Source organism: Sulfoacidibacillus ferrooxidans, assembly GCF_022606465.1.
GTDB lineage: Bacteria > Bacillota > Bacilli > Alicyclobacillales > SLC66 > Sulfoacidibacillus > Sulfoacidibacillus ferrooxidans.
In genome coordinates this window covers 1-12,625 of the sequence record NZ_JALBUF010000019.1, presented here as the reverse complement: position 1 = coordinate 12,625, position 12,625 = coordinate 1, and the positions used below count along the sequence as shown (strand labels likewise).

Annotated in this window: 6 protein-coding genes and 1 pseudogene; 1 reads left to right on the top strand and 6 read right to left on the bottom strand. The window is 46.9% G+C overall.

The features are described from left to right. Positions 1 to 2: 2 nt before the first annotated feature. Positions 3 to 6,530 (bottom strand): DNRLRE domain-containing protein, encoded by a 6,528-nt coding sequence (locus MM817_RS14535; protein ID WP_241716456.1) that lies wholly within the window; start codon positions 6,528 to 6,530, stop codon positions 3 to 5. A gap of 327 nt (positions 6,531 to 6,857) precedes the next feature. On the opposite strand from MM817_RS14535, the pseudogene MM817_RS17695 reads away from it, so the two are divergent. After that, positions 6,858 to 7,838 (top strand): annotated as a pseudogene (locus tag MM817_RS17695) (transposase). Positions 7,839 to 7,878: 40 nt separating this feature from the next. On the opposite strand, the gene MM817_RS14520 reads toward MM817_RS17695, so the two are convergent. The 5 genes from MM817_RS14520 to tnpA all read right to left on the bottom strand — a co-directional run bounded on the left by MM817_RS14520 (position 7,879) and on the right by tnpA (position 12,119). Further along, positions 7,879 to 8,346, bottom strand: a complete 468-nt coding sequence (locus tag MM817_RS14520; RefSeq protein ID WP_241716454.1) for a hypothetical protein — start codon at positions 8,344 to 8,346, stop codon at positions 7,879 to 7,881. Positions 8,347 to 8,349: 3 nt separating this feature from the next. Next, complete coding sequence (locus MM817_RS14515) at positions 8,350 to 9,483, bottom strand: ParM/StbA family protein (protein ID WP_241716452.1); 1,134 nt, start codon at positions 9,481 to 9,483, stop codon at positions 8,350 to 8,352. A 383-nt stretch (positions 9,484 to 9,866) separates the two neighbouring features. Further along, the gene (locus MM817_RS14510; protein ID WP_241716450.1) at positions 9,867 to 10,238 is read right to left on the bottom strand and encodes a TIGR02328 family protein; all 372 of its coding nucleotides are present in this window, start codon (positions 10,236 to 10,238) and stop codon (positions 9,867 to 9,869) included. A 394-nt stretch (positions 10,239 to 10,632) separates the two neighbouring features. Further along, positions 10,633 to 11,712, bottom strand: a complete 1,080-nt coding sequence (locus tag MM817_RS14505) for an RNA-guided endonuclease InsQ/TnpB family protein (protein WP_241716448.1) — start codon at positions 11,710 to 11,712, stop codon at positions 10,633 to 10,635. Positions 11,713 to 11,720: 8 nt separating this feature from the next. Then, positions 11,721 to 12,119, bottom strand: coding sequence for an IS200/IS605 family transposase (gene tnpA, locus MM817_RS14500; RefSeq protein ID WP_241716446.1), 399 nt, complete (start codon positions 12,117 to 12,119; stop codon positions 11,721 to 11,723). Positions 12,120 to 12,625: the final 506 nt, after the last annotated feature.

The window sequence follows — 12,625 nt, the reverse complement described above, 5'->3', positions numbered from 1 at the left end:
TGTTACCCCCTTCCAAAATAAAAATGCGTCAGGATACGGAGTTCTTGCCTTGTAGCGTTCGATGGAAAGAGCCCGTTGGCATCAAGATAATTACCATTTGTATTTTGAACACGGAAGTAAGGATTTCCATCATTTGGACTCGGTTGAATGCGAATCTTGGTTCCTATCTCAGGATGTGTGAAGTTTATGGTAGGACCGCTTTTGGAACCACCTGGCTCATCGGTTCTTGTCCATCCCTTTGCTCCAAGATCCTTTGCCAATCCATCAGGAGTTGTATGTTTAGCTAATACATTATAATTCTGATGTTCGTCAAGCGAATTTACCGTACCCTCAGCACTTGCCTCACCGGTAGTCTCAGCCGTGCTTGAAACATTTTCCGCAGTCGACGCTTCCAATGTGTCCATAGCCGTCGCATCTGCTGCTCCTGCGCCTACTGCTTCGGAATCAGCCGCTATCGCTTCAGTAGCGGCAACTCCCTCTCCAGCAAGGGCTCCCTCAAGTATAGCAGCATCAGCAATGATACCTACGCCTGTAGCCGCAAGTGCCACGGCTGCAATACCAGCCCCAACGAGGGCAACGGTGTCCCAAATACTCCATTCTCCGCTCGGATCTACTTTCATGATCGGGTTATCATCCGCGTACGTGTAGGCATTCAGTCCGCTAACCGGGTCCTTGCTGATAAACCGCATCAGGTTTGGCGCATAGTACCTGGCGTTCAAGTAGTACATGCCAATCGCGCTATCCCAGCGATATCCTGCGTACAAGTACGGGTTGGTGTTGGCCAAGGTTCCAGACGAACTCAGGATGTTGCCCCAAGCGTCATACGTATATTGTGCCACTGTGTTACCGCTGGAATCCGTCAACGCTACCACGTCACCATGGCCATTTTCGTGGTAGTAGTACGTGGTGCCCGTTCCGCCACTCCACGTGGTCAGGGTTAAAGGGGAACCCGTCGGCCCATACGTGTACGACTGCAACAGGTTCCCGCTGCCGTCTGTTTCATAGGCAACGAGATTTGAACCGCCAATGTAGTAGAACTTCGTCGTCTGTCCACCAGCTGTCTCACTGACCCGACGTCCCTGCGAATCATAGGTGTAGGTAGCGATGGCCGTACCGGAACTGTTGTCTACCTCCGTTAATTGCCCAAGTTCGTTCCACTTGTAGGTGTCCGTCCCGGTGCTGGTTAGGTTGCCGTTCGCGTCATACGTGTAGGCTTGTCCATTGACGGAAGTCAGCTGGTTCCCTGCGTTGTACCCGTAGGTTGTAGACGATACGGTAGAGCCGTTAGATGTCTTGACTGTCTTTGACAGGATATTTCCGAGCGCGTCATACGTATAGGTTACCGTATTGCCGTTGGGCAACGTCTCAGAAGTCAGTCGATTCATCGCATCGTACTGGTACTTTTGAACCGTGCCGCTGACAAGGTTGTCTACCTCGGTCAGGTTCCCATCTTTGTCATAGCTGTACTGGTATGCGTCCAAAACGGTGCTGCCATTTTCAATGGCCATGGATTGCAAGTGCAAATCCCCGTCATAGCGGAAGGTTTCTTCCATCCCATTTCCCAGTTGAAGGGTATCGGTGAGTCCCTGCTCGTTATAGGAATACGTCGCCAGATTTGCTCCACTGCCATTCGTAATGGATTTGACCTGGTCTTGGCTACCTAGGTTATAGTTCGTCGTGACCGTCGTCGTTCCTACCGTGGCACTCATCGATTTTAGCGCGTTATCGGCATTATAGGTGAACGCTTGAGAACCGACACTGTCGGTCTGACTTGTCAGATTACCCACCTTGTCATATCCGTACGTGCTAGAATTGTTCCCATTTTGCGCAGACGTGAGCCATCCGTCGGCATTATAGCCGTACTGGTTGACCGATGTGTTGTCCACCGTGACAGTGGTAGGCTCCCCTGCATTGTTATATTGCACACCGAGCGTATGCGTGTCCGGCAGGGTCACCTGATTCAGACGTCCATTCGCATCATATAGATAGCTCGTCGTATTTCCAAGGGCATCGGTGGACGATTGCAATTGGTCCAGGTTGTTGTAGGAAGAAGATTGAGTGGCATAGGTTGAACTGCCCGCACTATTGGTTTCGGAGACTTTCGTCACATTCCCGTCTTTATCGTACGTGTACTGCACTTGCAAGTTGTCCGAAGACGACGTCTGCGTGGCCAGTTGATGGTCTGCGGTATACGTCATGGACAACGTATTTCCATTCGGGTCAGTGACACTTTGTACGTCCCCAAAAGGATTGTTCTGGTATTGCGTCACGTTCCCGAGTGGATCGGTCACCGACGCCAGGTAGTTGTTGCTGTTACTCGAATCGTACGTGTACTGCGTGGTATCCGGGAGGATGGACACCCGCATCTCCGTCGCCCAACTGGTCGCATCGGAAGGCGTCGAACTTGTCGTGGGGGCTACCAACACTTCCGGCATGATGTACGCAGTCCCTGTGGGGACACTCTTTAGCGTCAATGTCTCATACTGCCAGCCGAAGGTTCCACTCTGAGCGGGGCTGCTGGCTTGATTAATCAACTGTTTGGAGGAGTTGTAAAACTCAAAGGACACATCCGTCGCCGTGGAATCATAGCCCTTGAGCATCGCCCCAATCGTATAAGACTGGGAAGGCACGTAGGGAATGTACTCGTTGCTGTCACTCGGATGAACCCCCGACCAACTTGACGACGGGACAATTTGCGCCACTTTCTGATAAGATCCGAAGGAGGCGGCGGTTTCCGTACTTCCTGTATTATCGGTCTGGGAATTGTTCACAGCCGTAATCGTCCCAATGGTGCTCCAATCATAAAACGGATTCGACGTATTGCTGAAATCTCCGTTGACGATCGCGTTGTATTGTGGAGCCAGGTTATATCCAACCACATCCACCGCGTCGAAATTCACGGTGTCGGAAGAAGTGGGATCGGTAATTAAAATGGGTCGAAACGAGACGGCATTCGACGGGAAGCTCGTTTTGGGGACCACGACAGAAAGTTGTGTCCACTTGCCACTCACACTCAAAGGTGCTCCGTCCGCTTGACCAACGTAGTTTCCATTACTGTCAAAGAAATTAATTTGCAACTTCGTTGTGGCAGCCGCACTGGCACTGCTGGCTTTCGCGTAGGCTTCGAAGGCCACCCCGTCGTTCAGATTTGACGTGGAAATCAGCGACACGCTGGGAAAAAGGTCTACCACGCCTGTCGCATTGGAGACCTGCCAGGAACTTCCCCCGAAGATCGCATCACTGGACTGGGTGTTGGTATGACTGGCTCCAAGTTGGGACCAATCCGTTGGCAACCCACTGGTCCAACTCTCAAAGCTGTTGTTATCGAGCGGGTTATTAGCGGTGGAAATAGGATACGTCCCCGAAGCAATGGTTCCGTTTGTGTTGTAGGCCGAACCGCTAATCTGGTCCTGCGGGGTCAGGGATGTAATCTGATTATGATTTTGGTCATATTGGAACTGATAGGTTCCACCCGCGGGCAGTTGAACACTCGAAATTTCATGATTGATGTTTCCGTATCCGGTGCTTACCCGATGGATCGTGGTGACGTGATTGTTCGGGTCCGTCACGGTTTGTAACTGGCCAAACCCATCGTACGTGTTGGTCGTGGTGTACCCAAGTGGATCGGTGGCTGTGAGAACCTCTCCAAACTCGTTGTACGTGGTGGTCCACTTCCTGTTTAAACCACTGGGATCGAAGACCGTTTGCGTGTTCAGATGGTCATTGTCGTAGGTCCACACCGTTGGAACGCCAAGTGGATCGGTTAGCGTCGTGGTCCCCGTCCCGTACGAGATACTCTCGCTCTTTTGAGCGGGATTGGTCTCTCCCGAGACGTAACCGTTTGACCCATACGAGATTGTTACCATATTCCCATTTGGCGTAGTCACCCCAGTCAACTCGCCGTTGGTATAACCATACTGGGTCACGTTGCCACTCGGGTCCGTCACCGAGACTAAATTATTACTTGTGTCATACCCGTAGTTCCAAGTTTCGTTCGTCGTACTGTTTGCGGCGAACGTAACCGACGTAACCAAGCCACTCGAATTATAGTTGAATGTTGTCGTCCGCCCGCTGGCGTCGGTCATGGTCGTGGGGTTCCCATAGGAACTGTAGGAAATGGAAAGTTTGTTCCCATTTTTGTCCTTTACATCCGTGAGCAAATACTCCTGTTGTCCACTCGATGTGGTAAAGGGCGTTTGAAACTCTTCCGTGGTATAGTTGTTGGTTTTCAGGTCATACCCAACGACACTCCCATTGCTCGTGACTGCCGTTAGCGTGTCTGAGGTGAGTCCCGGCGGAGACGCATAGGAACCGTCCGGCTGCGGCCAGAAGATGTGGTCGCTTCCGTCTGTGCTAACCAAATGCGGGAGGTTGTTGACCATGTCTATTTGCGTCTGGTAACCTACTCGCCACCCATTCCCGAAGGGACTGAATGTGTTATAGGCGCTCTGGTTGTACGTTCGGTCGATGGATACCTGCGGACCATATCCGCTCGTTGTAAGATCTGTGTCCTGCAGAACAAAATTTCCAGTTGCCGCATCCGCTGCTCCAACAAAAAGCGGAACCATCGTGGGGGCTTGGCCTTTATCCGGAACATAGGATTGCATGGTTGGCATGAACGCATTGCTGGAGTCAGTCGTTTGTCCGTCCGATGTTACGGCTTCAATACGGAACCAATAGTTCTTGTCTGTTCCGTAATTTGTACCCGTACTACCGTTGGCAACGTAGGCATTCTGATACACCGATGAAGGATCCAAAGCGAGTTCAGCGCCACTTTTGTCGGTATGAAGTAAATACTTGCCTTGCTGAATCTCCGAGGCGGTAGGCCAAATCCCCTGGCCCTTGGTCGTCCAGTGTGTGACATTCCCTACGTTGAACGACTGGTAATTATGCCCATTCCAAATCAAAACGTCATAGCTGCTGGCTCCAGGAACCACGTTCCACCAGAGATTTGCGTACCCGCTGCCATTCGGATCGTCATGTGTGTACATGGCACCCCAGGGCGCATTTGGGGCGGCATAGTTAATCTGAATGTACGGCTGCACCCCTGAACTGGACGAGTTTTCGATGGAAGCAAATTTGTGCCAGTACGTTTGACCGTTTCCTGCCTCACTGAGAAAGAATCCTTCCGGAGGAAAATAGGTAAACGATTTCCCGGCAATCTGGTTCGACCAGTCTTGGGCTAGGCTGGTAATGTTAAACTGTGCCCATTGCCCTTGATACGTGGATGCGGAACTGATGGATGTGCCATTATAACTGGGAATGGTGTTCCAAGTAATGGTGCTTGGATTCCAATTGGCGCTCGTGTTCGCGAATAACCAAGTCGGTTCGGCGGTAGACGAATAGTACGACCAATCGGCATACGCATTAAAATAAGCTGAATTCACGGTCAGGCCCAAGAGGGGCAGATTGTTTCCGGGTGGCAAATGAAAATACGCCCAGTTTGTTCCTGTCGTGGAATCATAGTAACCGGTATGCAGGTCATAATAACCCAATGTAGAGTTCCAAAGACTCGACCCACTGTAGTTGGTGGTGGGATATGCGCTAGATACATACGCGTCGGTGATCTGAGATTGAATGTTAATCGTTGGATCAATGGATACCGGATAGACACGGGAGGGAGCCGCCAGCCACTTCTCATCTACCGAAACCATCAAAACTGTTTTCCCGCCAACCGTTTGAAGTTGATAGGTTACGGCGTTGGACTGTTGCGGGTCTCCGGAGTGGGGATCAACATTAGAATCCTGCATGATACCGGGAGGAATGTTGAATACTGTGTTTCCCACCGTATCCACAAAATCAACCGAACCATCTTTGGCGATTTGTGGCGTGACACCTTTCGTGTTAAGAACAAAAGCAAAAGAATGAAGGCCAGGCACGTACTTGTTCAGTACAATGGTTTCCTTGACGCCAAGACTTGTCACTTCCTCTTTCAAACTCACATCAGGGTATACACCGCTGTACGTGATTGTACTGTGATCGGTGCTTGGAGAAGTGTGTTGAGGGTTCGAGAATACTTGTGAGCCAAGTGCGTTCGTCATGCTTAATGGCGCCAATTGAAAGGAAACTTGATTTCCGTTGTAATTTACGGTCTCCAAATTCGAGCTGTCGGATGCCGCCCCAAACTGTGTCGTAAATCTATTTTGGTTGACTTTGTACCCGCCATTAGAATCTGAAACTAGATCCGTATTAATGGGGTGGAAGTTCCCATCCTCTGTCTGGTAATTGACGGGTGCAAAATATATCTTACTGGTAATCGTCCCATCCGGGTTCCTGTATACGTTGGAATACTCGGTGTCGTACGCTTGCAATTCCGTCGGCTGAGAAGAAGAGCTGGTTGTATCGGCTAAGGCCGCTGGAATCGTTCCAATTAATGGAGAAAGAAGAGAAGTGAATAATGCGGTAATCATGGTATAACTGATTAATCGTATTTTTATCTTGTGAACCAATGTGTGATTTCCCCCTGTTTGGGTGAGAATGCCTTCACCCTTCATCTGTCGATTTGTCTGATTACGTTGGCAAGAATTCATGTCAGTGGTCTCTCGGCAAAGGGACAGACGACAGGAACCAAAGGTAGGAAGCTACTTCACGAAGGTCATCAGATTCCCCCTTCATAGGCAAAAAGATTCCACTTCCAGTCTAATTCGATAGTATGGACAGAAGAGTTAGTTGTCACGGATAAATATATGGAATGAGAGAGCATGTGAGTAATAATAACCATATATAGGAAAAGTTACGTGACGACCGATTTGGTGGTTGGCTCGTTGCACGTGTCATAGAGGATTAACTCGTCATGCAAAGATGTCGAGTAGAGATAAACAAAGTGGGAAATTAGAAATGAGGGGAAAAACCCGATGATGGTGGATATTCTTTATCTACCAAACTTAAAGATAATGAGCTTGTTTGAAAACGAACTCGATAGCCAGATCCAAGTACAACCGTCTGTTCCACCTTTCGTTTGTCCTCATTGCGGCTCTGCAGCCAATCTATACAAACATGGGTCTCGGGAGCAATTGTGTATGGACCTTCCGATTCATGGGAAACGCGTGGGACTCCTTATCCAACGCCAAAGGTACAGGTGCCGCGAATGCAATCAACTCTTCTGGGAGCACCTCGACCATACCATCGACGAGAAACGAAGTTGCACGAAGCGACGGTCATTATTGACAAGTTTCATGTCGTACGAATGGCAAATCAAGCAATGGAAACGGTTCGCAAAGAGCTCTGGGAAGGGCTTTCTGTCAAGGAACGGCGAGGCTTAATGCATGACCGGGTTATCCTGTTGAAGCGCAACCAGGAACTATCGGATATGGAACAAATCACACTTTGTGTGGACAAAGAACCATGCGTCGTTGGGAATGGACTATGAGCTAAAAGAGTATTTGTTTAATATTTGGGAAAGTGAGAGCCGACAGATGGCGGTGCTCAAATATCAGGACTGGAAGACCCGAGTCCCATCGAACTTGGAACATGCTTTTGAACCCTTGTTGAAAGCACTCACAGGCTGGGAAAAGGAGGTCTTTGCCTACTTTGATCACCCGATCACCAATGCCTATACGGAGTCCCTAAATAGCTTGATTCGCGTGATCAATCGACTCGTAAGGGGTTATTCCTTTGAGGCGTTGAGAGCAAAAATTCTGTATACCGAGGGATTAGCGAAAGTTCGAACGTCAAAATATCAAAAGAGGAAATTCACAGCTAGTTACGAATTTACGGAGCATGATTACCAAATGTTACACCAGCTAAGTCTACCTTCACTGGCGTGTGAAGAACCTAGCGAACAACTACTTGGTATCGATATTTCCACCTTGATCGAAAAAGTGGAGAAGGGCGAGTGATATGCCCTTTTCCACCATAAAATCCGAATACCCAACATTATTAACCTTGCAATTTCCTCATCAAATCCAGTGCTCGTTGGTCTGGTTGATTCGCTACATCCGATTGTTTTTCATATTGATTTTGCGCTTGGTCTAGCCCAATCATCGTTTCATTTTCAGTCAAATGTTCCTCATATTTGTTTAACGCTTCACGCATCATTTCAACAGCAGGAACCGTTGCGCCCAATAATTGATAGGCGTACATCGTCATGGCTTTTTTGAAAATTGGACTATCTACCATAGCGATTTGTTCATCCGATACCTCTGGCAAATCAATGGAAACATGTCGCGACTGTTGCATCCGATCTTCCGTAATTTTCGAGAAGAAGAAACTGTTAATCGCACCTGTTTTACCAGAAGTCGGGCGTTTGGCAATCCGCTTCAAATGGTTCAAGTCATCCGACGATATATTCTCAGGAATTCGGAACGAAAGAACATCCCCAGCTTTCAAGTCTGGTTTGCGTGACATGCTTTACACTCCCTCGATGGCTGGCGTCACTCGCTTGGAGAGGACAAGGATCTTCCAGTAAGACTCAACAATCATCCAAATGCTTTCATCTGCCGATTCTTGCCATCGAAGCGGATAAACATGCCTACTGTTCTCGTTGACCGTCGTCAAATAGGGTCGAATAAGTGCCGAACCTCCACCAATTTGAAAGACCAACTCCAAATCAGAGACTTTCTTCCACATTCGTCCAAGATGTTCGTGCTGCGCTTTTGCGCAAGCTGTTAAAAACTCGTCTACAATATCCTTGATGGAAGTCAGCTTCCCATCGACAAGAATATGATTTTTGCGTTCATCTTTCGCTAATAACACATCACGAACTAAATTTCGCCGAGAACGAATGCGATGATGGTATCGTTCATACACTTGCTCGATGATGAGATCGAGATATTCTGATACACCACTATTTAAGCCATCTGAATTGATGTTATCTGGTTCACCACGTTCAATCACCGCAGAATCCGTTGACAACCCGCCAATATCGTTGATGAGGATCGACTTATTCAACAACTCTTCATTTTTAATTCGACCCTGATCATCGGTGACTAGAAACATCATGGCAGCTTGACCTTCACTGGATATACTCACTGTGTCAAATTCAATACGTACCACTTTCTTGCCAATCTCAGGCGTTTGGAGAAACTCCACCTCGTGCACTTTTCCCATTAACCGATCACGGAAAGCTTCTTTTGTGCCTGGCTTCTTGATTTCTTTTAGTGGTAATCCAGTTGATAAGGCATATCGGCATTCAACCACTCCGTTACTGTTGGCTTCACCATGTTTTGCGGCATCTAGTGCCAAGGTCACCAAAAGCATAATGATTGCTTGATCATTAGACGATTTTGCATCACCCGGTTCTGGTTCATGATTATCCGAATATCGCGTGGCCAAATTACCTACTGTATACACCCCACTTTTGACAAGCGACGGGCTAGTTACTCGACAGTGAATCCCTTCATACAAGTTACTTTCCAGAGACACAACACCACGATCGGCTGGTGCTTCTGCAACCACATTGGGAAGAATGATCCCTATCCCAGTTTCGAATATCGCTTTTACACCATCATTGCCAACATCAATGGCCGCTAAGTGAATCGTCATGTTAAAAAATCCCCCTTCTATATTTACGACTACGTTATGTAGACGTAGACGATCTAATATATACAATATAACGTCTACTTTATGTTTACGTTGACGTGATATTTGTTATTATAAATGAATATATACTACATTTCAAGTGATTTTATTTACGTCTACGTCAACGTAACGTAGACAAATATATTTTTTTGTATACATGAAGTAAGCGTTTCATAATCAGCTCAACGAGACATGTAAGCTACCTAGTGATCGTTGGAATCTCACGGTTTTTTGTCGGAAGAAAGTCAAAAGGGGTATTCGGATTTGATAGTTGTAAACAGCAAAACAACTTCCAGTCAATCAATGCGTAGCCTATTCCTATTATGGAATCTATAGAGTGAGGGTGATCAATTCGCTATCTCGACACCTTTTTGCCTCAAGTTATCTAGACAATCGTTTAGATAGGATTGATCGTGTTCAGAATAAATGGGGTGGGAAGATGCAAAATGCCTTTTGTCAATGGTGATGGAAGGCATCTTTTTCCCTCGATAATTGGGATCCCACCATAAAGGATTTACATGATAACCGCGCTTTCTCATTTCTTGCATCACGAGCAGGTGATACTGGAATAGATGCTCTATGGGGTGTTGGAATACATAGTTCACAGTCGCGTGCGATTTCATCCACCCTCCTCCGCGAAGCGCACAGCATTCACGATGCTGGCCTAAAAGTTGCGGACGCGGCAACTTTTCAATCAAATTTTGATGCCAAAGCCTCAATGTCTCTCCTCCACTCACACATTAAATTTAAGCGATAGAGTAGGCCAAACTCTTTCGATCTCACCTACTCTATCAATACCTAACGCGACCACTCCCCATGCCTAATAAATGCAGGGGGAGTGATCACAGATGCCTGAGGCACGTGCTCCGACGCTATCGAGGCAGTTTATCGTCTTGACAGTATTGTGCCGTTTTGACGTTAAAAATATGGTACATTTAGATTACCGCAATATTTGAATAAAGTCCTGATCGTCTATTCTCCTTATACCAAATCCCGGCCAGAACTCTCGTTCGTGACCACTCCCCATGCCTAAAGGCAGGGGCTTCTCAGAACACGCATGACGCAACCGCCTACGTTACGTTCTGAAGGCTCAGTCCAAGCCAAGTTGAAACACTAGGCTAACGCACGTTTCAAAATGTTTTGTGCCGCGTTTATGTCCCGATCCTGAACATAGCCACAATGATCGCATCTGTGTACACGCTCAGACAGTTTCTTAGGGACGATTTCCCCGCAATTTGAGCAGAGTTGACTAGTGTTTTTGGGATCGACCAGCACGACACGACGACCAGCTTCTTCCGCTTTGTACGTGGTGTATTGTACGAGTTGATTCCAAGACGCATCAACGATGCTTTTGGCAAGGTGGTGATTTTTCACCATTCCTTGCACGTTCAAATTTTCAAAAGCAATGAGTCCATAGCCACGGACTAGTTTTCGAGATACTTTGTGCGCATAGTCCCTACGTTGATTTGCGATATGCTCATGCAATCTCGCCAGTTCTCTGATGGCTTTGCGGCGACGAGAAGATCCCTTCTTTTTACGTGATACTGACCGTTGTTTTCTGTGCAATTTCCATTCGGATTCACGTAGGAATTTCGGGTGTTCGTAAAAATCCCCATCAGACGTAATGGCAAGATGCTTGACACCAAGGTCGATCCCAACGGTGGCATTCGACTCTGGCAAGGTATTCGGCTCCACATCGCATGACAGACTAGCGTAATACTTGCCGTTTTTCACAATGACAGTACAGGTTTTGATTTTTCCTTGTGGTAGGCGATGAAGTTTTATTTTCACTTCGCCAATCTTTGAGAGTGCTAATTGATGACCATTGATCGCATAGCCGCCCTGTGGATACGTGAAAGATTCATATCGTCCTGCTGATTTGAATCGTGGATACCCAGGTGTTTCACCTGCCTTCACACGACGAAAGAAGGCTTGAAAGGCTTTGTCAAGCCGTTTTGCCACGTCCTGCAATACTTGCGAGTGAACTTGCTTCAATGCTGGAATGTACTTTTTGCGCTCATTCAGCGTATTTGCCTGATCATAGTAGTTCAGTGTGGTCTTATCTGTTTCGTAGGCAAACCGCCGTTCATCAAGCAAACGATTGTAGAGCAGGCGACAGCGTTCTAAGGTGAACTGAATTTTCTCTGCTTGCTCTTTCGTGGGGTAGAGTCTGTACTTGTACGCTTTTCGCATGATCGATCTCACCTCGATTTCTGCTCTTCGATATACTTCTTGATCACGTCCAGTTGAACAGTGCCTACCGTAGCGACAAAATAGGAATTCGTCCACAGTGAAGGCAAGCGACTTTTTAGGGATTTGAATTCATCACGAAGAACTTTGGAAGTGTATCCCTTGAGTTGTTTAACGACTTTGTGAATCCCGTATTGCGGATCGCACTTGATGAGAAGATGAACATGATCAGGCATGATTTCCATTTCAACGATTTCAGCCTGAATGTACGTTGCCTTTTCCGAAAGCAACGCCTTTAACCTTTCGTCAATGGGTTCAACAAGCACTTTACGGCGATATTTTGGACAAAAGACAACATGGTATTTACAATCAAACGTGACATTGTGGTTTGAATCAACATCTCTACTCATGACGAATCACCACAAATAGTATAGCGCAAAACATTAGATACAACAACGTTATCTATTGTTTGTTTGGAGGAAAAAGAAAAGATTCGCCTGACGGCGAGCGCCTTATATCCCCATAGATGAATCAAGGGGTTTTACGGCGCTTTTGATAATCTCGACATGTTTCGCGAACCATAATACTACACCATAATACTACACCATAATACTACACCATAATACTACACCATATAAGTACACCGTATAAGTACACCGTATAAGTACACTGTATAAGTACACTGTATAAGTACACTGTATAAGTACACTGTATAAGTACACTGTATAAGTACACTGTATAAGTACACTGTATAAGTACACTGTATAAGTACACTGTATAAGTACACTGTATAAGTACACTGTATAAGTACACTGTATAAGTACACTGTATAAGTACACTGTATAAGTACACTGTATAAGTACACTGTATAAGTACACTGTATAAGTACACTGTATAAGTACACTGTATAAGTACA

Bases quoted from the DNA above. Each gene is read 5' to 3' on its own strand.
- MM817_RS14505 (WP_241716448.1), bottom strand. From the start codon at position 11,712: ATGCGAAAAGCGTACAAGTACAGACTCTACCCCACGAAAGAGCAAGCA.
- MM817_RS14515 (WP_241716452.1), bottom strand. From the start codon at position 9,483: ATGACGATTCACTTAGCGGCCATTGATGTTGGCAATGATGGTGTAAAA.
- MM817_RS14520 (WP_241716454.1), bottom strand. From the start codon at position 8,346: ATGTCACGCAAACCAGACTTGAAAGCTGGGGATGTTCTTTCGTTCCGA.
- MM817_RS14535 (WP_241716456.1), bottom strand. From the start codon at position 6,530: ATGAATTCTTGCCAACGTAATCAGACAAATCGACAGATGAAGGGTGAA.
- tnpA (WP_241716446.1), bottom strand. From the start codon at position 12,119: ATGAGTAGAGATGTTGATTCAAACCACAATGTCACGTTTGATTGTAAA.